General features: G+C 63.8%; 20 protein-coding genes. 10 read left to right on the top strand and 10 right to left on the bottom strand.

Annotated elements, in window-relative coordinates:
* The first annotated feature begins 124 nt into the window (after positions 1 to 124).
* Positions 125 to 1,063 carry a D-2-hydroxyacid dehydrogenase gene (locus J4F42_03090; protein ID MCE2484475.1) on the top strand — a complete coding sequence of 313 codons (939 nt, stop codon included), beginning with the start codon at positions 125 to 127 and terminating at the stop codon, positions 1,061 to 1,063.
* A 12-nt stretch (positions 1,064 to 1,075) separates the two neighbouring features.
* Here the strand turns inward: J4F42_03090 and J4F42_03095 are convergent, their stop codons facing one another.
* Positions 1,076 to 2,143, bottom strand: a complete 1,068-nt coding sequence (locus tag J4F42_03095; protein ID MCE2484476.1) for an LLM class flavin-dependent oxidoreductase — start codon at positions 2,141 to 2,143, stop codon at positions 1,076 to 1,078.
* A gap of 11 nt (positions 2,144 to 2,154) precedes the next feature.
* Complete coding sequence (locus J4F42_03100) at positions 2,155 to 2,556, bottom strand: nuclear transport factor 2 family protein (protein ID MCE2484477.1); 402 nt, start codon at positions 2,554 to 2,556, stop codon at positions 2,155 to 2,157.
* A gap of 45 nt (positions 2,557 to 2,601) precedes the next feature.
* Between J4F42_03100 and J4F42_03105 the strand changes: the two genes are divergently transcribed.
* On the top strand, positions 2,602 to 3,252 hold the full coding sequence (locus tag J4F42_03105; GenBank protein MCE2484478.1) for a hypothetical protein: 651 nt from the start codon (positions 2,602 to 2,604) through the stop codon (positions 3,250 to 3,252).
* On the opposite strand, the gene J4F42_03110 is transcribed toward J4F42_03105, so the two are convergent.
* Complete coding sequence (locus J4F42_03110; protein MCE2484479.1) at positions 3,215 to 4,102, bottom strand: DMT family transporter; 888 nt, start codon at positions 4,100 to 4,102, stop codon at positions 3,215 to 3,217. The genes J4F42_03105 and J4F42_03110 overlap by 38 nt on opposite strands.
* A 75-nt stretch (positions 4,103 to 4,177) precedes the next feature.
* On the opposite strand from J4F42_03110, the gene J4F42_03115 reads away from it, so the two are divergent.
* Positions 4,178 to 4,969 (top strand): enoyl-CoA hydratase/isomerase family protein, encoded by a 792-nt coding sequence (locus tag J4F42_03115; protein MCE2484480.1) that lies wholly within the window; start codon positions 4,178 to 4,180, stop codon positions 4,967 to 4,969.
* 35 nt (positions 4,970 to 5,004) lie between these two features.
* Positions 5,005 to 5,829, top strand: coding sequence for a DUF2797 domain-containing protein (locus J4F42_03120; protein ID MCE2484481.1), 825 nt, complete (start codon positions 5,005 to 5,007; stop codon positions 5,827 to 5,829).
* Positions 5,830 to 5,921: 92 nt separating this feature from the next.
* Here J4F42_03120 and J4F42_03125 read toward each other — a convergent pair whose 3' ends face one another.
* Positions 5,922 to 7,136, bottom strand: coding sequence for an ammonium transporter (locus J4F42_03125; GenBank protein ID MCE2484482.1), 1,215 nt, complete (start codon positions 7,134 to 7,136; stop codon positions 5,922 to 5,924).
* 339 nt (positions 7,137 to 7,475) lie between these two features.
* Positions 7,476 to 8,789, bottom strand: a complete 1,314-nt coding sequence (locus J4F42_03130; protein MCE2484483.1) for a PD40 domain-containing protein — start codon at positions 8,787 to 8,789, stop codon at positions 7,476 to 7,478.
* Between the two features lie 346 nt (positions 8,790 to 9,135).
* On the opposite strand from J4F42_03130, the gene J4F42_03135 reads away from it, so the two are divergent.
* Genes J4F42_03135 through J4F42_03145 form a run of 3 tightly spaced genes read left to right on the top strand, consistent with a single transcriptional unit; the run spans position 9,136 to position 11,873 of the window.
* Positions 9,136 to 9,648 carry a secondary thiamine-phosphate synthase enzyme YjbQ gene (locus tag J4F42_03135; protein MCE2484484.1) on the top strand — a complete coding sequence of 171 codons (513 nt, stop codon included), beginning with the start codon at positions 9,136 to 9,138 and terminating at the stop codon, positions 9,646 to 9,648.
* 17 nt (positions 9,649 to 9,665) lie between these two features.
* Entirely contained in the window at positions 9,666 to 10,841 is a 1,176-nt protein-coding gene (locus J4F42_03140) for a 1-deoxy-D-xylulose-5-phosphate reductoisomerase (GenBank protein ID MCE2484485.1), read from the top strand.
* A gap of 51 nt (positions 10,842 to 10,892) precedes the next feature.
* Positions 10,893 to 11,873 carry a squalene/phytoene synthase family protein gene (locus tag J4F42_03145; GenBank protein MCE2484486.1) on the top strand — a complete coding sequence of 327 codons (981 nt, stop codon included), beginning with the start codon at positions 10,893 to 10,895 and terminating at the stop codon, positions 11,871 to 11,873.
* Positions 11,874 to 11,888: 15 nt separating this feature from the next.
* Here J4F42_03145 and J4F42_03150 read toward each other — a convergent pair whose 3' ends face one another.
* Complete coding sequence (locus J4F42_03150) at positions 11,889 to 12,293, bottom strand: hypothetical protein (GenBank protein ID MCE2484487.1); 405 nt, start codon at positions 12,291 to 12,293, stop codon at positions 11,889 to 11,891.
* 319 nt (positions 12,294 to 12,612) lie between these two features.
* Between J4F42_03150 and ribB the strand changes: the two genes are divergently transcribed.
* Positions 12,613 to 13,857: a 3,4-dihydroxy-2-butanone-4-phosphate synthase gene (gene ribB / locus J4F42_03155; protein ID MCE2484488.1), complete on the top strand. Its 1,245-nt coding sequence runs from the start codon at positions 12,613 to 12,615 to the stop codon at positions 13,855 to 13,857.
* Between the two features lie 33 nt (positions 13,858 to 13,890).
* Positions 13,891 to 14,766 carry an Hsp33 family molecular chaperone HslO gene (gene hslO, locus J4F42_03160; GenBank protein MCE2484489.1) on the top strand — a complete coding sequence of 292 codons (876 nt, stop codon included), beginning with the start codon at positions 13,891 to 13,893 and terminating at the stop codon, positions 14,764 to 14,766.
* A 35-nt stretch (positions 14,767 to 14,801) separates the two neighbouring features.
* On the opposite strand, the gene J4F42_03165 is transcribed toward hslO, so the two are convergent.
* The 4 genes from J4F42_03165 to recO all read right to left on the bottom strand — a co-directional run bounded on the left by J4F42_03165 (position 14,802) and on the right by recO (position 20,667).
* Positions 14,802 to 16,025 (bottom strand): type II secretion system F family protein, encoded by a 1,224-nt coding sequence (locus J4F42_03165; protein ID MCE2484490.1) that lies wholly within the window; start codon positions 16,023 to 16,025, stop codon positions 14,802 to 14,804.
* A gap of 14 nt (positions 16,026 to 16,039) precedes the next feature.
* On the bottom strand, positions 16,040 to 16,909 hold the full coding sequence (locus tag J4F42_03170; protein MCE2484491.1) for a shikimate dehydrogenase: 870 nt from the start codon (positions 16,907 to 16,909) through the stop codon (positions 16,040 to 16,042).
* 20 nt (positions 16,910 to 16,929) lie between these two features.
* On the bottom strand, positions 16,930 to 19,752 hold the full coding sequence (gene ppdK / locus J4F42_03175; GenBank protein ID MCE2484492.1) for a pyruvate, phosphate dikinase: 2,823 nt from the start codon (positions 19,750 to 19,752) through the stop codon (positions 16,930 to 16,932).
* 117 nt (positions 19,753 to 19,869) lie between these two features.
* Entirely contained in the window at positions 19,870 to 20,667 is a 798-nt protein-coding gene (recO, locus tag J4F42_03180) for a DNA repair protein RecO (GenBank protein ID MCE2484493.1), read from the bottom strand.
* A gap of 118 nt (positions 20,668 to 20,785) precedes the next feature.
* Here recO and grpE point away from each other — a divergent pair, with 118 nt between their 5' ends.
* Positions 20,786 to 21,484 carry a nucleotide exchange factor GrpE gene (gene grpE / locus J4F42_03185; GenBank protein ID MCE2484494.1) on the top strand — a complete coding sequence of 233 codons (699 nt, stop codon included), beginning with the start codon at positions 20,786 to 20,788 and terminating at the stop codon, positions 21,482 to 21,484.
* Positions 21,485 to 21,502: the final 18 nt, after the last annotated feature.

Consider the following 21,502-nt stretch of genomic DNA (forward strand, 5'->3'; position numbering starts at 1 on the left):
TGCCACGCGCCGGCCTTGTCCTCCTGTTCTTTTGGAGAATTCTGTGCTTGACTCGGCACACGCGGATGTCGCCGTTTGGGCGCGGGTTCTGCGATGACATTCGATCGGACAGGCCAGTTTTGCCATGAAAGTCGCCACCGGACGTGGATTTTTTGAGCGCTATGGCGCGTCGGCCCGGCAAATTGCGCCGGATATCGGCTGGGCCCTGCTGGAAGCGGACGGCTCGTGGTCAGAGCCGCCCGACGCGTGTGAGCTGATCGTCCTGGCCGGCGATGCCTACACCCGGGCGTTTGTCGACACGGTCTCGGCCCTGCCCGAACCGCGCTGGGCGCACACCGAAGACGCCGGCGTGGACGGGCCTTTTTATGACGCCATGCGCGCCAAGGGCGTGATGCTGACCCACAGCCCGGGGGCCAACGCGCCCGAGGTGGCCGAGTTTGCGCTGAGTTTCATCCTGTGGACGGCCAAGCGGTTGGGTGACTTGCAGGCCCAGCAGCGGGCCCGCGAGTGGCGGCTGCTCGATCTGCAAAGCCTGAGCGACAAGACGCTGCTGGTCATTGGCCTGGGCGCGATCGGCAGTCGCGTTGCGCGCTACGCCAAGGGCTTTGGCATGCGGGTGCTGGGGCTGAGGCAGTCTGCGGCTGCGGTCGAGCAGGTCGACCGGCAGGGGACGCTGGCAGAGCTGGAGACGTTCTTGCCCGAGGCCGATTTTGTGGTGGTGGCGCTACCGCTCACGCCCCAGACCCGGGGACTGATCGGCCGGACACAGCTGGCCCGGATGAAGCCGGGTGCGACCCTGATCAACATTGCCCGTGGGGCGATTGTGGATACCGGAGCGGTCCGCGACGCCCTGGTGGCGGGGCAGCTTGGCCAGGCGTGTCTGGACGTGCTGCCGACCGAGCCGTGGCCAAAAGACGACCCCCTGTGGGAGACACCGAATCTGTTCCTGACCCCGCATAACGCCTGGTCCTCACCCCTGTACGTGCCCCGCGTGGCAGACATCTGGCTGGATAACCTGGGGCGCTATGTGCGGGGTGAGGCGCTGCTGCACCGGGCCTTTTGAGCGCCGCCGCTCTCACAGCTTGTCCATCACCTGGTGGGCGAAATCCTCGATGACCTGGTACTGGGTCTCAAACGACGGCAGCAGCATGAGCTGCTTGAGCCCGGCCTGCTCCAACCCGCGAACCTGATCGATAATCTCCTCCGGGCTGCCGGCCAGACACGTCGATTTGATCAGCTCAGGCGTCACGAATTTGGCCTCTTCGGGCAGCAGATAGGTACAGTGCCCGGCGTGGATGCGCATATGCCGGTGGGTCTCGGGGGTGGCCTCGACCTGGGCGCTGTACTCGTCCCATATCTGGCGCAGGTGGCCCGGCGGGTCGCCGCCGAACTGGCGAATCTTGTCGTACAGGTAGTGGATGGAGGCGATCACAAACGCGCCGCACTCGCGCAGCACGCGCTCGGAGGCGAGGGATTCGCCCGGCCGTAACATCACCACCGTGGTCAGCGAGGCCGTATAAAAGTCGTCGGCCAGGCTCCGCCCGGCGCGCTGGGCTCCGGCCTCGGCGTTTTGCAGGGCGCGGTGCATGAAGCCGGGGTTGGGCGGCACCGACATGACCAGGCCCTCGCCGTACTCCCCGGCCAGAGCCTGGGCCTTGGGACCGAAACCGGACACGTACAGCGGAATCGGTTCCTCGACATTGATGAACTTGTGGTCCTGCATCAAAAACTGGACCGGATGGGTCTGGCCCTGCCAGGTGAAATCGACCTCCTGGCCGCGCAACAGGGCGCGCAGCACCCGCAGGTACTCGGCAAACTCCTTGAGTTTCATCGGCTTGTGACCCATCAGCCGGGTGGCTGTGTTGCCGGTGCCGATGCCCAGGAAGGTCCGGCCCGGAGCCAGCTGGTTGATGGTGGCGATGCTGTTGGCCGTGACCGGCGCCAGGCGGGTGCCGGCAACCGACACCCCGGTTCCAATCTTCATGCGGCGGGTCTGCTGGGCGGCCAGGGCCAGAACCGCGTAACAGTCCGACCAGATCATCTGACTGTCGGCTATCCAGGCGTGCGAGTAGCCCAGGTTCTCGGCGTGGGTGATATAGCCGATCTCGTCGATCTTCGAGGCGGTACAAATCCCAAAATCCATTCTGCCGCTCCTCAGTCACACAGGGCGTCGCTGACGAGTTCGGTGTCGAGGTATTCGGTCAGAGAGTGAATTTTCCCGTCCACAATCCGCCACACCCGGCAGTAGGTATTGTTGTAGTCCTTGCCGGCGTGGGTGCGGGATACGCCGCTGGCCTGCTCGGCGACGTACTCGCCGTCGGCAATCAGATTCTCAATCGTCATGGCGATTGCTCCGCCTTCGAGGCGCTCGCCCAGGATGTTGGTCAGCCCCTGCTCAATCGTGTTTTTGCCCCGAATCGTGCCCGACAGCGGGGTGGAGCCGATCAGGGTGAAGGACACGTCGTCGGCGGCATCGGCCAGAAAGCCGGTCATGTCGCCGCGGCTGAGGGCATCAATGGCTTTTCGGACAACGGCTTTGTTGTGTTCGCTTGACATACGGCCTCCTGTATTATGCAGGCATAGTGCGAGGAGGATGGGATCTTGTCAAGAAACATCGCCGGCTCCCAGCTGGCCGTTTTTGCCGGCTGCGGTCTGGCAACCCTGGTGCTGGGCCTGCTCGACGCCGGGGCGTGGCTCAGTATGCGGGAGTACGGCCTGTTCCAGAACGTCCAGGCCGGGGTGCTGGGTCTGGCGCTGGGCCTGGGCCTGCTGAGCCTGTGGCGGGCCGAGGGCCAGGCGCGCGTGTTCTGGGTCTTTATCCTGGGCTTTGCCTTCTTCTTTGTGTGGCGAGAGCTGGACCTGGACCAGGAGTTTTTCGCTGATCGGATGTTTTCGTGGGCGTATCTGTTTCGGGACAGCGTGCCGCTCAGCACCAAGCTCATCCTCGGCCTGCCCTCAATCGGGCTGAGCCTGGCCTGGGGGGGCTATGTGGCGTGGCGGGCGCCGCTGCTGGTGGCCGGGCTGCGGCACTCTGGCCGGGCCGCCAGCCTGGTATGGGCCGGGCTGACCCTGGCGTGTTTCGGGCTGGGCCAGATCTGGGATAAGGCGACCGCCTTCCAGCGCGATTGGGGGATACGGATCTATGATCGGGCGACTAAAGATCCGTATGTTGAGGAAGCCTTTGAGCTGCTGGGCGCCGTGGCCTTTGTGTTGCTCATCGTGGAGCTGCGGCGGGCTGGGCCTGAACGTTGACCAGCCCGATCCCGCTCAGAATGAGGACGCCGCCCCCGCCCTGTAGCCACGACACCGACTCGCCGAGCCATAGCCAGGCCAGCAGGGAGGCGCCTACCGGTTCGGCCAGCAGGACGACGGCGACGATGGTGGGCGACAGGTAGGCCAGCGCCCAGTTCACAACCGTATGGCCGATGAGCTGGGGACCGAGGCCCAGCAGCAACAGGATCAGATAGGCCGAGCCGGCATAGCCGAGGATGGACACCGGGCTGAGCAGACACACCGCCCACAGGCATAGCGCCGCGCTGGCGTACACCAGACCGGCGTACAGCGGCAGCGGAACGCTGGGTCGGACCAGCCGTCCACACACCAGATAGGCTGCCATCATGACCGCCCCTCCCAGGGCCAGCAGGTCACCGTACAGGGCCTGCGGCGGGCTGAGCTGAAAATCGTTCCAGGCGATGCACACGCTGCCGCCTATGGCCAGCCCGATCCCGAGACCCAGCCGACGGGTCAGCCGCTCGCCCCACATCAGATAGCCGGCCGGGACCAGCAGCAGGGGGGTGAGCGTGACCAGGATGACCGAACTGGCCACCGAGGTGTAGCGCAGCGAGGCGATCCAGCTGACAAAATGCAGGGCCAGGCACAGACCGGCCGCCAGCACCAGGGCCGGCCGCTGGCGACCGACGGCGTGGCGGTGTCGCCAGCCCAGGGGCAGCAGGATCAGGCTGGCGAAACCGAGCCGGGAGGCCGCCACCAGCACGCTCGGCACCTCGGGGATGAGCTTAATCAGCGGCGCGGCGGTCGAAATTGTCGCCACCCCGATGCTCAGCAGGACGAGCCGTCCGGGAGACGTGTTGAAAAAATGCATGGCTGAGGCAGTATCGGAAGAGACAGAGCTGAACAAGCGAGGAGTCCGGCGGTCCGAACAGGGGAGGGCGTGCGTGTGAACCAAGCTGAGATCGTGTTTGAGCGACAGGGACCGGTTGCGCTGGTGACCTTTAACCGGCCGGAGTTTCGGAATGCCATGACCTGGGCCATGTATGACGGCCTGCTTGAGGCCTGCGAGCGGGTCGATGCCGAGGCTGATATCCGGGTGTTGGTCGTCCGCGGGGCTGGGGGCAAGGCGTTTGTGGCCGGGACGGATATCAGCCAGTTCCAGACCTTTCGGACGGCGGACGACGCGATTGAGTACGAACGCCGGCTGGAGCGCGTCCTGGCTCGGGTCGAAGCGGTCAATAAGCCGACCATCGCTGCTATCGAGGGGGTGGCGGTCGGCGGTGGCGCGGCCCTGGCCCTGGCCTGCGATCTGCGCTACTGCACGCCCGATAGCCGCATCGGGGTGCCGATTGCCCGGACCCTGGGCAACTGTCTGTCGGTGGCGGTCCATGCCCGCCTGCTGGACGTGCTGGGACCGGCGCGCACAAAAGACTTGCTGTTTCGTGCCCGGCTGGTCGGCGCGGACGAGGCGCGCCAGGCCGGGCTGGTGAATGACATCGTGCCGGCCGAAGGCCTGTACGACTACGTCCGAGAGGTGGCCGAGGAGATTGCCGGCCACGCCCCCATCACCCTGCAGGTGACAAAGGAAGCGATCCGCCGTTTGCAGCACTACCGGCGTAGCCTGCCGCAGGGCGAGCTGGGCGAGGACCTGATTATCCGCGCCTATATGAGCCAGGATTTCCGAGAAGGAGTCCGCGCGTTTGTGGACAAGCGCAAACCCGTATGGCGGGGGAAGTAGTCACACCGATAGACGTTCAGAAAGGCAGGCAGGGGATGAGGACGCTGCACGGAGAGTTGGCCAAGATGCGTACGGCTGCGACGACTCCGGTCTCCTATACCCTGCCGGTCGGTGGGGAAGGGCTGGCGCTGAACGGACTGCTGGGCTCGAGACTGCGGATACGCTTCCAGGGGGAGATTTTTTGTGTTGCCTGCGGCCGCAGGACAAAAAAGAGCTTTCAGCAGGGCCACTGCTATCCGTGTTCCCAGAGCCTGGCCAGCTGTGACATGTGCATTGTGAAACCCGAGCTGTGCCACTATGCGGCCGGAACCTGCCGGCAGCCGGACTGGGGCCTGGCCCACTGCATGCAACCCCACTATGTCTATCTGGCCAACTCCTCGGGGCTCAAGGTCGGCATTACCCGGGCAAGCCAGATTCCCACCCGCTGGCTGGATCAGGGAGCGGTCCAGGCCCTGCCTGTTTTCCGGGTCGCCAGCCGCTATCTGGCGGGCCTGATCGAGGTGGTGCTGAAAAAACACGTTGCCGACCGAACCGATTGGCGCAAGATGCTCAGCGGCGAACCCCCGCCGTGTGACCTGTCGGCGCAGCGCGACGCCCTGATTGAGCGGTGTCAGGACGAGCTGGAGCGCATTGCCACGACTGCGGGTGAGGGGCGGATCGTCCCGCTGCCGGCCGCGCCAGCGCGCCGCTTCAGGTTTCCCGTGCAGCGCTATGCCGACAAGCTGGTCGCCCACAATCTTGACAAGCGGCCCGAGGTCGAGGGGACGCTGACCGGCGTCAAAGGGCAGTATCTGCTGTTCGATACGGGGGTGCTCAACGTCCGCAAATTCGCCGGCTACCGGGTGACGGTCGAGGGCTGAGGTCAGAGGCAAGAGAGAGCCGGTGGCCTCGTCTTGCGCGGCGGGGAGGGCACCCGCCGCGCCGCACGGACGACCGGCGGGATACCGATGATTCAAATGGTGTAGGCGTTCTCGCCGTGCTGGGACAGGTCGAGCCCCAGGTCTTCGTCCTCTTCGTCCACCCGCAGACCGATGAGCGTGTCGACTATCTTGAGCAGAATAAAGGCGACCACAAAGCAGTAGACGATTGTGGCCAGGACGGACACGAACTGGGTCCATAGCTGGCCGGGATTGCCGTACAGCAGTCCCACGCCGGCCGAGTTGACGGCCGGTGAGGCAAAGACACCGGTGAGCAGCGCTCCGACCGTTCCGCCGACGCCGTGAATCCCGACCACATCGAGCGAATCGTCATAGCCCAGACGGCTCTTGAGATTACAGGCGAAGAAGCACAATACCCCGGCGATCGCCCCGATGACGAGCGCGGCCAGGGGAGTCACGAAGCCCGCTCCCGGCGTAATGCCGACCAAGCCGGCCACCGCGCCGCTGGCCGCACCCAGCACGGTCGGCTTGCCCCGAACCGCCCACTCGGTGAACATCCAGCCCAGGGTTGCGGCCGCCGCAGCGGTATTGGTCGCCACAAAAGCGCTGGTGGCAATGGCGTCGGCGGCCAGGGCGCTGCCGGCATTAAAACCGAACCAGCCGACCCACAGCAGGGCCGCTCCGATGACGGTGAAGGGCAGATTGTGGGGCGGCATCGGCTCCTGGGGATAGCCGCGCCGTTTGCCCAGGACGATGGCTGCGGCCAGCGCCGAAATGCCCGAGCTGATGTGGACCACCGTTCCTCCGGCAAAGTCCAGGGCACCCATGGCGCCGATCCAGCCGCCGCCCCACACCCAGTGAGCCAGGGGGTCGTACACAAAGGTGGCCCACAGGACTATGAAGACCAGGAAACCGCTGAACTTCATGCGGTCGGCAACCGCCCCGGTGATGAGCGCCGGGGTGATGATGGCAAACATGCCCTGGAAGATCATGAATGCCTGGTGGGGAACGGTCGGGGCGTAATCGCTCGGCTCGCCGCCGACCCCGACCAGCCCCAGCCAGTCCAGACCGCCGATGAGACTGCCGATATCCGGCCCGAAGGCCAAGGTATAGCCCCACAATACCCACTGGACGCTCATCACGGCCATCAGGATGAAACTCTGCATAATGGTTGACAGGCTGTTCTTGCGACGGACGAGGCCCCCATAGAACAGGGCCAAGCCCGGGGCGGTCATCATCAGGACGATGGCCGAAGAGGTCAGCAGCCAGGTGGTGTCTCCGCTGTCAATCGATGCCGTCTCCTGGGCCAAAGCCTGAGCTGGACCGTACATCACAAGACCGAGACTGCCTGCCAATCCCAAGCCGAACCGTCTTGCCAACCGTCTTGCCAAATACCTTCCGATACTCCTGCTGCGCGTCATGTCCTCTCTCCTTCCAGAGCGAAAATACAGGCGCTCGTGGTCAACACGGCGACCGGGCCCCTCCCTAACCTCAGCAAAGTGGGTGCCAGACTGGACGAGACGATCCGGCAAGGAAACTGTCGCATTTTTTCCCCAAGCCAGGATTCTTCTGGGCAAATGATAGGCATTGCTGACTTTTTAGGCAAACGATGGGCGAGGCGCCGGTTTTCAGCGTGGGGACCAGAAGGCGATGTGGCCGTCGGCCACGACCTGGGGGATGGCTCGTGCTTTTGCTTCCACCACATACACCCGGGGATGGCGGATACCGAGGAGAGGGTGGGCGTCTGAGCCGGCGCTGCCGGCAAAGACGAACCGCTGGCTATCGGGCGACCAGAGCCGATGCGACAGGGCATACTGATCGAAGTAGCGGAACACCTGGTTCAGCGTCCGAGACGGGGCAAAGTCAACGACCTCGCTCGTCTGTCCGCTGGCCACGCTGACAACCACCCAGGTGCTGAGCCGGCTGCCGGGGCGGCGCCGGGCGTACACGATCCGTTTCCCGTCCGGCGACCAGAAATAGGCGACGAAAGGCTCTGTGACCAAGCGGCGGATCTGGCCGCTGGCAATGTCGATGAGCCGCAGTTCTTCGAACACCGCTCCCCCCGGCAGTGAGGTCGTGGCCACCGCCACCAGCGTCTGGGTTGGAGACCAGCCGATAGCGATGCGTTGCGAGACGCTGGCAAACGGCTTGGGACTGCCGCCGTCGGCCGGAGCGATCATGAGCGAGACCGGCCGCTGTCGGTCATCGCCGTAAGCCATCCACTGGCTGTCGAAAGACCACGACGGCGCGCCAAAAGACGCCGGGCTGTGGGACACGGTTTTGCGTTGGCCGCTCTCAATATCGAGCAGGCCGACCGCATGGCCGCCGGGCTGCTCAGTCTGGCCGCTCGGGCCGTGGTGGACCAGGAGTGCCGCCGCATCCGCGCGCCAGTCAAAATAGAACGGTGCGCCCCGGGCGATCATGGTGGGCGCCTGCCAGCCCACAGCGGGCCACAGATCCAGGGATAAGGTGTCGGCCCGGTTGCGCAACACCGCCAGCTGGTGTCCGTTGGGAGCCCAGTAGGCGTAGATGGGCCGCAGCCCGGGCTCGGTGTAGGCGTTGAGCACCCGTGAGCTGGCCACGTCGAAAATATACAGCTCTCCGGTCTGGCCGTGCTCGTCGAGGACGATCCGAAAACAGGCCAGCCGTTCTCCCCGGGGTGACCACAGCGGCCAGCTATACGCCGCCCGACTCGCCGGTCGGGACTGGGCAGGGGAGACGGAGAAGGAAGACGGGACAGCGCCCGAGACGGGCTGCAACAGCTCGCCGGAGGCCAGCTGCCGGCGGTCGGTGCCGTCCGGCCTGATCGTATACAGGTCTCCGGTATGATGGATGTAGGCGATCCGATCCGGCTCGGCCGTGGCGTGTCTACCTGGCACGGACAGGAGAGCGACGAAGAGGGCGACACACAGACCCTGGCGAAATGTCGAATGATCAGGCATGCAAACCCTCCCTGTCAGGCTGCAATCCGGCCCCCAGGGTACCAAAGTTATGGCCGGCGAGGAACCGGAGGACGGAGCGCGGGGTGGCGATTGACAGGCCCAGTCTCAGTCTCTATGATCGCCGGGTGAAACGCAGAGAGAGGAAGGACTCCCTCTCTTTTTTTGTCGTCTCCTGACCGAGCGGTTAGTAGCAGCAGCATGAAATCCGGGGGGAGAGCAGGCTGCTGTCTCCCGTCTTGTTGGGAAGGAACAGGCGGCTCAAAAAACGACCCATAACGGCTGCCTCAAAAACGCCGGAGGATGGTTTTGGGGTGAGCGCGGCTGATAGCGTATGGAGAGGTGTTGCATGATTATTCGGTCCAAGACAATCCAGCTTGACACCCGAACCCAGGTCCAGCTGTTCGATCTGACCCAACAGGTCAAGGAGTTTGTGGCTGAGAGTGGGGTAAGCAATGGTATGGGGGTGGTGTCCACCCTGCATACCACGACCGGTGTCTTTTATACCGAGACCCAGGATGCTCTGTGGGATGACGTGGATGCTTTCCTGCGTCGGGTGGTGACCGACAAGACGGGTTACAAGCATAACGATCCGATGCTGTCCGATTGCGAGCGCAAGAACGCGGCCGCCCACCTGCGGGCCATCATGCTGGGCGGCTCATTGGCCCTGCAGGTGGAAAACGGAGAGTTGGTGTTGGGCCAGTTTCAGCGTATTGTTTTCGCCGAACTCGACGGTCCCCGTCCCCGCTCGGTTCGCATGCAGTTTATGGGGATTGGTGACGCGCCCCAGCTTCCTCTGAGCCGTGGACAACAGTTCGATCAACAGAGCGGGGCCGGCGAGAATGGCGAGGCGCCGCTCTGAGCAGGTGAGGGACGGTGATGAGAAAGCTGGCCGTACTGGGCTCAACCGGTTCTATCGGCGTGACAACCCTCGCCGTTGCCGAACGGTTTCCTGAGCAGTTTCAGGTGGTGGCACTGGCCGCAGGCCGGAATGTGGCCAAACTGGTGGAGCAGGTGCGGCGTTTTCAGCCCGATCTGGTGTCCCTGGCCACTGAAGATGACGCACGCGCGTTGAAAGACCAGCTGCCCCAGTTTGGCGGCACGGTCCTGTGCGGGGCGGAAGGACTGCTGGCGACGGCCACCCATCCCGAGGCCGACATGCTGATGGCCGCCCTGGTCGGAGCTGTCGGACTCCCGCCGACCCTGGCCGGTATACGGGCCGGCAAAACCATTGCGCTGGCCAACAAAGAAGCCCTGGTCATTGCCGGCGAGTTGATGACGCGCGAGGCAAAGCGGTCCGGCGTAAGCCTGCTGCCGGTGGATAGCGAGCACAACGCGATTTTCCAGGCCCTCCAGGGGCAGACCCGCGAGCGGGTCAAGCGCATTCTGCTGACCGCCTCGGGCGGTCCCTTCCGACAACGTCCGACTGCCGAGCTGGCCGACGTGAGTGTCGAAGAGGCGCTCCAGCATCCGACCTGGAAGATGGGCAACAAGATCACGATCGACTCGGCGACCCTGATGAATAAAGGGCTTGAGGTAATTGAGGCGCGCTGGCTGTTTGATCTGCCGCCGGAACAGGTGTCGGTGATCGTCCATCCGCAGAGCATTGTCCATTCGATGGTCGAATATATGGACGGCTCGGTACTGGCCCAGCTCGGGATTCCCGATATGGCCGTCCCGATTTCGTATATCTTGGCTTATCCTGACCGCCTGCCGCTCAAACACTTGCCCAGTTTGGATCTGACTGCGGTGGCGCAACTCGAATTTTTTGCCCCCGATTTTGACAAATTCCCGTGCCTGGGCTTGGCCTATGCGGCTCTGCGGCAGGGGGGGACGTGTCCGGCCGTGCTGAATGCGGCCAATGAGGTGACGGTTGAGCACTTCCTGAACGGGCAGCTGCGCTTCCCCGATATTGCCGCGCTCAATGAGCGGGTGTTGGACGCCCACACGCCTGCTCCGGTGACCGACCTCGACAGCCTGCTCGAAGCCGACAGCTGGGCGCGTACCCAGGCCCGGCAGCTGATCACGCGCTTACAGCCCGGGGCGGCGGCGTAAGCGAGCCGGTCTGAAGACACACGCGTATTGAGACGATCCCGAAGGCCCACGGTGAGTCAGACCCCGCCCCGATCCGAGGAATACGATCCTTTTAGCCCGTCTCGCCCTGTCTCTTCCCTTGCCGAAGCGTATGCCTACTGCCGCCGGGTGACCCGCCAGAGTTCCTCAAACTTCTATTACGCGTTTCGTCTGCTGTCCAAGGAACGCCGCAACGCCTTGTACGCGACCTATGCCTTCTGTCGGTTCATGGACGATATCACCGATCAGCCCGCCGCACCGACGGGCGCGACGCGGCGTGGCGGCCGTGCCGCCGAAACCGCGCCCGAGACACGCGACAGTCGGACCCAGACCCTAGCCCGGCTGCTCAACCTGTGGCGGGAAGAGCTGGACTATTGCTACACCCAGAAACCCCGCCATCCCATCTCCCACGCGCTGGCCGATGCGATCCAGCGCTTTCCCATTCAGCGTCAGCACCTGGCTGGAATTATCGACGGCGTGGAGATGGATTTGCACCGCACACGCTACCAGACCTTCGATGAGCTGCGTGACTACTGCTACCATGTGGCCTGCCTGGTGGGACTGATCTGCATTGAGATCTTTGGCTACCGCAATCCTCAGACCCCCGACTACGCCGTGAACCTGGGTCTGGCGCTCCAGCTGACGAATATCCTGCGTGACGTGGGCGAGGACGCCGAACGGGGGCGGATTTATCTGCCGGCCGAGGACATCGTCGCCCACGGCTACAGCGAACAGGAATTGTGCGCCGGGGTGTACAACGAGGCCTTTGTCCGGCTGATGGGTTTTGAGCAGGAGCGAGCCCGAGAGTACTATCGGCGGGCCGCAGCCACGCTGGCCGAAGAAGACCGGCGCAGCCTGGCGGCGGCAGAAGCCATGCACTTCATCTACCGCCGCCTGCTCGACGAGATCGTGGCCCAGAAGTTTCGGGTCTTCGGTCGGCGTATCAGCCTCAGCAGCTGGTATAAGATCGGGCTCGCCGCATCCGCCTGGCGGCGGGGACGGCTCGGCTGGTGAAACACCGGTCGGCGTCTAGGCCACCGCCCGAAGTTTCTTGCCGCGTGCCCTGCTCGGGCGCTCGTGATCGGGAATGAAATCGGCGATATTGGTCTTGCCGTAGCGCGAGCCCGGAAACAGCGATTTGATGGCGAACGCTACCTGGCCCAGCAGACGCTTGACGCCGGTCGTTTTCTCCGCATCGCTGATGGGATCGAGCCGCACGACGGCCCCGTTGGCCTTCTTGTTGACCTGGAAAAAGAACTGTTGTTTTTTCCCCGGCTCAATAACGAGCGCTTCGAGGAGCAGTTTGCTGCAATCGGTATTGGTGTAGTACTCGCTGACCCGCTTGATGCCCTCCGGGTCTCGGAGAAACATTTCTGGCCGGCGGATGATGATTTGGCGGAGGTCAACCGCTCCCAGGATGGTGACGTGTGGCATCAACCCTCTCCTTACGCTGACAGGCTGGCCGCAGAGTGCTCAGTCCCCAATCCTCTTTGGCGTGTGGCGTCTTCCCAGGTCATGGGATGAAGACGATGCGCGTGTCTGCCCTCCACAGACTCCCCTGTTGACGGTCCCACTCTAGCCGCGCCGCACCAGCCGGTCAAGCCGGTGACGTATGGCTCAGCCGGCGGCCGGGCCGATTTGCCGGCCGCCACTTTACAGGTCCCGAGGCGAGGGTGTATAAGCACACACAAGCTGGCTGGTGAGCCCGCTCGGTCCGACCACCGAACATCTCAGATTGTGAAGGAGCGCCAGTATGTTTTCCGTTCCCCCCCCAAGCCCGCCGGATCATACCAGCCCATACATTACCTCGATAGAAGACGCGATCGAAGAAATCCGGGCCGGTCGGATGATTATTCTGATGGATGACGAAGATCGGGAAAATGAGGGCGATCTGTGTATGGCGGCCGAGGCCGTCACCCCCGAGGCGATTAACTTCATGGCCAAATACGGCCGGGGCCTGATCTGCATGCCGATGGCCGAGGAGCAGACCGATGCGCTGGGCCTGTCCATGATGGTGGACAAGAACACGGCTCCGCTGGGGACCGCCTTTACCGTCTCCTTTGACGCCAAAAACGGTGTCGGACGTGGGATTTCGGCCGAGGATCGGGCGGTGACTATCTTAGCCGCAACGCGGGACGGTGCGCGGTCTGAAGACTTTGTCATGCCCGGCCACGTTTTTCCCCTGCGCGCCCGTCGGGGGGGCGTGCTGGTGCGGACCGGTCAGACCGAGGGGGCGGTCGATTTGTCCCGTCTGGCCGGTTTCAAGCCCCTGGGCGTCATCTGTGAGATCATGCGTGATGACGGCACCATGGCCCGCCTACCCGACCTGGAAGAATTCGCGGCGACGCATAATCTGAAAATCGCAACGATTGCCGACCTGATCCAGTATCGGTTGCGTCACGACTCTCTCGTCCATCACGTGGACGAGGCCCGCCTGCCAACGCGCTCGGGGGGAGATTTTGCCGCCCACGTGTATACCAGCGATGTTGATGATCAGGAGCACCTGGTGCTGGTCAAGGGCGAGATTTCACCCGAGGAGCCGGTCTTGGTCCGAGCCCATACCGAATATGTGTTTGGCGATGTCTTTGGCTATAGCGCGGCCAATACCAGCGCGCTGATCAGACGCTCAATGGAACTGATTGAAGCCGAGGGCAAAGGGGTGATTCTGTATCTCAGACAGGAGGGACAGGGGGCACAGCTGCTGCGTGAAAAAGCGTCGCCGAGGAAACGCGGCAGTGCGGCCCGCGAGGCTGTCGTCTCCGGACCGGGCTCGCAGCCGAACGATTTTCGCGATTACGGGATCGGGGCGCAAATCCTGCGCAGCCTTGGCGTCCGCAAGATGCGTTTGCTGACCAATTCGCCACGACGCCTGGTGAGTCTCCCCGGCTACGGTCTGGAGATTGTGGAATGTGTTCCGCTGAATAAGGCGACCCCCCAGACCCCGGCCAAGACCAAAAAGAAGTCGGTCCGCTCGCGCCAGACCCGGGCTTCCGCATAGGCGGCCTTGCAGGAGGGCGTCGGGAAGGACAGCATGGACAGCGCCGATGGCTTAGTCAGGACAACCGCAGCCGGGCGGGCAATCCGAGCCGTGGCGGCCGTCACCACCCAGTTGGTGGATGAGGCGCGTCGGCGTCACCGCACAGCCCCGACCGCCAGCGCCGCTCTGGGTCGCACAATGACGGCTGGCCTGCTGCTGGGCAGTCTGTTGCGAGAGGACGAGACGATCTCCTTGCAGTTTGTCGGCAAGGGGCCGTTGCGCGGAATTTTTGTTGACGCCAACGCCCGCGGCGACGTGCGCGGCTTTGTGTATCACCCGCGGACGCATCTGCCCTCCCGCAACGGCAAGCTCGATGTCGGCGGGGCGGTCGGCAGCGGGACCTTTGTGGTCATGCGCTCTCAGCCGTGGCTGACCGCCCCCCACCGCAGCATTCTGCCCATCGTGTCGGGAGAGATCGGCCAGGATGTCGCCCACTATCTGCTGAATTCGGAACAAATCCCCTCGGCAGTCAGCCTCGGCGTGTTTGTCCAGCCCGACGAGAGCGTGAGCGCGGCGGGTGGCTTTGTGATTCAGGCCATGCCCGGGGCGCCCGACGATCTCATCAGGCAGCTCGAAAACACGGTTGCGAAGACCCGACCGGTCAGCGACATGGTGCGCCGTGGCGCCACTGCCCACGACATCCTGCACGAGGTGGTGGGTGCGTTCAGCCCGTCGGTAATCGAGGAACAGATAGTGCGTTTTGTGTGTCGGTGCAGTCGGGATCGCGTCCTGGGCGCGCTGGTCGCTCTGGGTCGGGACGAGGTCCAGGACCTGCTCGACACACAGGGCGTGGCCCAGGTCACCTGCGAGTTTTGTAACACCCGGTTCACGCTTGAGCGGACCGAGTTGGAAGCGCTGATCGAAGGCTGAGCACCGGCTGGGCCGTCCTGAATCCTCCCGTCTGCCTAGCCCATCATCGCCGCACCAAGAGTGAAAATCGGCAGGTACATGGCAACGACCAGGCCGCCGATAACGAGCCCCAGGAAGACGATGACCACGGGTTCGAGCAGCGCGCTGAGGTTGGCCACCGTCGCGTCTACCTCTTGTTCGTAGAAGTCGGCAATCTTCTCCAGCATGCGGTCAAGCGCGCCGGTCTGCTCGCCGACCTCAATCATGTGGGAGACCATGGGCGGAAAGACTTGGCTTGCGGCCAGCGGTTCGGACAGGGCTTTGCCCTGACGAATGGCGTGGTGGGCGGCCAGCACGGCTCGCTCAACAACGGTGTTGCCCGCGCTGCTGCCGGTCACCAGTAGCGCTTCGGGCAGTGGTACGCCGGACGACAGCAGGGTGGCCAGGGTCCGGGTGAAGCGGGCGACAGCCGCTTTGCGAATGAGCGGACCAAAGAGGGGGAAGCGCAGTACGCCACGGTCAATGACGGAGCGTCCGGCTTGGGTGCGATACAGGCTGCGCAGGCCAAGGATGAGTCCGACCAGCAGAATGAGCAACTGGGAAATGTAGGTCTGCAGAAAATCGCTGAGCTGAATCGCGAGCTGGGTCGGGAGCGGCAGGGCCTGACCGAAGCTGGCAAACATGCGGGCAAAAACCGGAACCACAAAGATGAGCAACACCGCGCTGACCGCCATGGCCACGGTGATAATACTCAGCGGATAGATCAGGGCGCCGGTCAGGCTGCTCTTGAGGCGGAGCGCCTTTTCCAGAGAGCCGGCCAGGCGGGTCAGAATGGTATCCAGGATGCCGCCGACCTCCCCGGCCGAGACCATACTGGTGTACAGATCGGTGAAGATTTTGGGGTGCTTGGCCATTGCCTCGGCCAGCGGCGTGCCGTTTGCAACGTCGTGGCGAACCTGTCTGAGAATGTCCTGCAAGGCGGTGTTGTCTGTCTGTCGGGCGACGATGTCGAGCCCGCGTATGAGAGGCAGGCCGGCGTCAATCATGGTGGCAAATTGCCGGGTGAAAACGACCAGGTCTTTTTGACGGACTTTGTGTCCTAGGCCGGGAATGGAGAGTCCCGCTCCAAACCGCGGCCGCTTGGGGCGTATGGTCTGGTCCAGCGGTCGGATGCGCTCGGCCCGCAGCCGCGACCTGACCACAGCCGGGCTCGCCGCGTCCATTTCACCCGTCAGCCGTTCGCCCCGGGGGCCGACCCCCTGCCAACGAAAGATCGGCATACCGATTCCTCACTTCAGGCGGTCTGTCGCAGAGCGCGTTGCAGAGCCCGGTCCATCACCTCCAGGGGGGCGGGACGGCCTGTCCACAGGGAAAAAGCAAGCGTGCCCTGATGTAGCAGCATCCGTCGTCCGTCCATCACCGGCCGCCCGGCCGCCCGGGCGTGTCTGAGGAAAGGCGTCCGGTCGGGGCGATACAGGAGATCGTAGAACAGGCAGCTGGCCTGGGTTGCGGTGTAGGCCAGGGGAAGAAATTCGTCGTCGTGGAGGCCAACCGCGCTTGCGTTGATGACCAGCCCGGCCCCGGACACAACGGTCGGGTCGCGCAGGGCGTCGAGCGGTAAAGCCTCAAGCCGGGTTTCACCCGTCCGACGGTAGGTACGGACGAGTTTGCGCGCGTTGGCCTGGGTGCGGTTGACAATCCTGACCACGGCACACCGCGCCCGGATGAGAGACACCAGGACGGCCCGGGCTGAACCGCCCGCGCCGATCAGAACGACCTCAATGCCGCGTGGAGCGAGCTTGGCCTCTTGCAGCGAGTTCAAAAAACCGCGGCCGTCCGTATTGTCACCAAACAGCTGGCCGTCCTGATTCACGACCGTATTCACCGCGCCGCACAGCTCGGCTTCGGGACTGAGGCCGTCGAGGCAGCGGACGATACGCTCTTTATGCGGAACGGTGACGTTCAGGCCGAGAAGACCCAGGGCGCGCACACCGTGCACGGCTTTGACCAGATCGGCCGGACGCACGTGAAACGGGAGATACACATACGGCAGCCCCAGGGCCTGAAAGGCCGCATTGTGCATGGCCGGCGAACGGGTGTGGGCAATCGGGTCGCCGAAGATCCCGACCGTCCGGGTGTGTCCGTCAATCGTGTGGCGTGCCATGCCCTGCAGCCCGAACCGCCCTACTTGGCCGCAGGCTGGGCCGTCTCCCGACGGGTTCGCAGTGCTGGACGGACCGGTGCGGGTGGGTTATGGAGCACGGCGTGGGCTGCGGCCAGGCGCGCAATCGGCACCCGGTAGGGCGAGCACGAGACGTAGTCGAGGCCGACGCGGTGACAGAAATCAACCGAGGCCGGATCGCCGCCGTGTTCGCCGCACACCCCGATCTTGAGGTCGGCCTTAGCCATCCGACCGCGCTCGACGGCCAGCTCGACCAACGAGCCAACCCCCTCTTCATCCAGCGAGACAAACGGATCCTGGGCAAAAATGCCCTGGCTGACATAGTCGGGCAGAAACTTGCCCGCGTCATCGCGGCTTAAACCGAGCGTCATCTGGGTCAGGTCATTCGTCCCAAAGGAAAAGAAGTCGGCCGCCAGCGCAATCCGGTCGGCTCTCAGGGCGGCTCGGGGAACCTCGATCATCGTGCCGATCGAGTACGGAATCTTGAGGCCGTGGCTGGCCGTGACGCTCAGGCACACCTGCTCAATCCGGGCGCGCAGAATTTCCAGCTCTTTTTGAAAGCCGACCAGCGGCACCATGATTTCCGGGAATACCTCGACGTTTTGCCGGGCCAGTTCGCAGGCGGCCTCCATGATCGCCCGGGTTTGGGTCTCATAGATCTCGGGAAAGGTCACGCCCAGACGACAGCCCCGGTGCCCAAGCATCGGGTTGAGTTCGTGCAAGACGTTACGCTTGACCCGCAGGCGCTCGGCCGACACGTCCATTTTTTTGGCCAGATCGGCGATCTCTTCCTTGGTGGTGGGCAAAAATTCGTGGAGGGGAGGGTCGAACAGGCGGATCGTCACCGGCAGGCCGGCCATGGCCCGCAAAATACCGATGAAATCCGCTTTCTGCATCGGCATGATTTTATTCAGGGCGCGGACACGTCCGGCGGTATTCTCGGCCAGGATCATCTCGCGCACGGCGTCGATCCGGTCGCCCTCAAAGAACATGTGTTCGGTCCGGCACAGACCAATACCCTCAGCCCCAAAGGCGCGGGCCGTCTGGGCGTCGGCCGGTGTATCGGCATTGGCCCTGACCTGCAGCCGCCGTCGCCGGTCGGCCCAGGCCATCAGCGCCTGGTAGGCCGGGCTTTCAATTTGCGGTGCGCTGGTGGGGACCTGACCCCGAAAGACCTCGCCGGTTGACCCGTCGAGGGTGATGAACTCGCCGGCGTGGACGACCAGCTGTCTGGCCGGAATACGGAATTCCTGGCGCTCGTAGTCGATTTCAAGCGCCTCGCAGCCGACAATCGCGCATTTTCCCATGCCGCGACTGACCAGGGCGGCGTGCGAGCTGGCGCCGCCGCGGGCGGTCAGGATGCCCTCGGCGGCGTGCATGCCGTTGATGTCTTCGGGCGAGGTTTCCAGCCGGACCAGGATCGTTTTGCGACTGGCTCCGGCGGCCGCTTCGGCGTCTTCGGCGGAAAACACCACCTCGCCGCTGACCGCGCCGGGCGAGGCCGGCAGCCCCCGGGCCAGCAGCTTCCTGGGCGCATCCGCAGCCAGGGTTGGGTGGAGCAACTGGTCGAGCTGGGTCGGGGCGACGCGCAGAATCGCGGTAGCCTCGTCTATCCGTCCCTCATAGACCATGTCGGCCGCAATCTGCACCGCCGCGGCGGCCGTCCGCTTCCCGGCCCGCGTTTGCAGCAGCCATAACGTGCCGCGTTCTGCGGTGAACTCGATATCCTGGGCGTCGGTGTAGTGGGTTTCGAGAACCCCGGCCACCTCCCGGAGCTGGGAGAAACACTCCGGCATCTGTTCTTCGAGAGACGGGTACGCGGTTTTGCGTTCCTCTTCGGAACGTCCCTCGCGTTGGGCGCGCTGGCGTGACGCGGCCAGGGTGATCTGCTGCGGAGTACGGATACCGGCGACCACATCTTCGCCCTGAGCGTTCAGCAGAAAATCGCCGTTCAACTCGTTTTTGCCGGTCGATAAATCCCGGGTAAAGGCGACCCCAGTGGCGCAGTCCTCGCCCAGATTGCCAAAGACCATGGCCTGGACCGTGACGGCCGTGCCCCACTCGCTGGGAATATTCTCGATCCGACGATACGTCACCGCCCGGGGATTGTTCCACGAGCCGAACACCGCCCCGATCGCTCCCCACAGCTGGTCGTGCGGATCTTCGGGGAAGGTGACATCAAGCCGGTCGCGGATCAGATTCTTGAATGCAATGACAAGCTCCTGGAGATCCTGGGCGTCGAGGTCCGTATCGTTTTCCACCCCTTTGTCGGCTTTTTTCTGCTCCAGCAGCTGCTCAAAGGGATCGACCGCAGTCTGGGTTTCGGGTTTGAGCCCCAGCACCACATCACCGTACATCTGCACGAAGCGCCGATAACAATCGTAGGCAAAGCGCGTATCGCCGGACTGCCGAATCAGGCCCTGGACCGTGGTGTCGTTGAGTCCGAGATTCAACACCGTGTCCATCATGCCCGGCATGGACACGCGCGCTCCAGACCGGACGGACAACAACAGGGGCCGCTTAGCGTCGCCAAAACGGCGCTTGATGATTCGCTCAATGCGCTTGAGGCCGGTTCGGACCTGATTGGGCAGCTCTTCGGGATAGGTGCGTCCGTGTCCGTAATAGTAGGAGCACACCTCGGTGGTAATCGTGAGACCGGGTGGGACGGGCAAGCCTAATCCGGCGATCTCGGCCAGATTGGCCCCTTTCCCGCCCAGCAGCCAGTTGAGGCTGGCTTTGCCGTCGGCCTTGCCACCCCCAAACGAATACACATAGCGCTTCTCGCGGGGTTTTTTTATCCTGCCGTTCGGCCTCGGAGTGTCCATGCCGGTCTCCTGCTCTACTCGCGATACGCTCGGCGACGTGTGGTGCCGTTCCGGTACCGCCTGGAGCGACTTTGTCAAGAGAACAAGCAAACAGCCTAGCATCCGGCCTGGGGAGGGTCAATTTCTGGGCGGCTCGGATGCACTGGCTTCAGGGCGCATGCCCCACGCTCCCACCTGATCCAGAAAAGCGAGTGATTTCAGCGGTCTGGTCAGGTGTTGGGACAACAGGCGGGTGACCAGCGCCGGCACTTCCTGCCTGGTCCGTGGCGATATCCCGGCCGGCGGATCGTGATACGCCCGTAAGACGGCGACGGTTTCCGGAGACAGCCGCAACAGCGTGCCGCCCTGACCATGACAGCCCGGACACAGCAGCCCGCCCAGCTGGGAAGACAGGGCGATGCCCGCGCCGTCTTGAGCCTGTTCGGCCAGGCTTGCTCCACACCGCTGACAGGTGCTGAAGTCGGGCGCATAACCAACCTGGCGCAGGATTTGCAGGGCGAACAGCGGGGCGAACAGCGGCGACAGCTCGGACCGGACTTCGAGGGTGCCGAGCCCGCTCAGCACGAGCTGATACAGATCCTGTCCGGCCTCACGTCCGGCGGTCATCACATCCGCCAACTCGACAATATAGTTGGCCAGGGCAAACCGCTCCAGGTCATCGCTCGGACGCCGAAACGCCTGTATCAGTTCGGCGCCCAGGAGGAACAGCAGCTCCTCGCTGCGACTCGGCCGAACGCGCAGCTGAATATGGCTGAACGGCTCCAGCACATTGACGAAGCGGCGTCGTGAGCGTTTTGCGCCTTTAGCGATGGCGCTGATCTTCCCCCAATCCCGCGACAGACAGGTCACAATTTTGTCCGATTCGGCGTGGGCACGCGTTCGGAGGACGATAGCTGGGCTGCGCTCTTCTCTCATTGTAGCCCATCTTGCTCAATCATCCGCTTGACAGTCCGCAGGCGGGTTCTTAGTTTTTCTGGACACATGATTCACACGCTTCTTTCGAGCGTATCCTACACCATATACGAGGCGCAGCATGCAGAAAACCGACCACGACGAGAGTGAAGTGGCTGTGGAAGACAAGGACGGACAGCAGCACGCCGAGGAGGCTGAGGAGGCGGCCCAACAGGCACCATCGCCTGATGCGGCTCAAACAGAGGCCGAGGCCCAGCAGGCTGACCCGGCCGCAGCCGACGACCGCGCCGCACTCCAGACCGAATTTCAGGCCGAACTCGGTCAGAAAGAGGCTGAAGCCAGGGCAAACTACGAGCTTTTTCTGCGTGAGCGGGCCGAACTGGAGAATTTCAAACGCCGTATGCAACGGGACAAGTCTGAGGCCCTGCGATTCGCCAACGAGCCGCTGGTCCGGGACTTGCTGCCGGTAGTGGATAACCTGGAACGGGCCATTGTCCACGCTCAGGAGGGCGGCAACGGCCAGCCCTTGATTGAGGGCGTACAGCTGGTCTTGCGCGCGTTTCTGGATGTTCTGGAAAAGCACGGCGTGACGCGGGTGAGCGCCACCGGCGAGCCCTTTGATCCGACCCGACATGAGGCCGTGGCCCAGGTCGAAACCGAGGACCTGCCCCCGAATAGCGTGGCCGAGGAGCATACGCCGGGCTACAGCCTGCACGACCGTCTGCTGCGGGCCTCCATGGTCAGCGTATCAAAAGCCCCGGTCGCGGCAGCGGATATCGAAAATGGGCCAGACGCTGCCGACAAAAAATCTGAGGACTGACGGTTGCCAAGCCGTGAG

It is taken from the genome of Desulfurellaceae bacterium, from assembly GCA_021296095.1.
Classification (GTDB): domain Bacteria; phylum Desulfobacterota; class Binatia; order Bin18; family Bin18; genus JAAXHF01.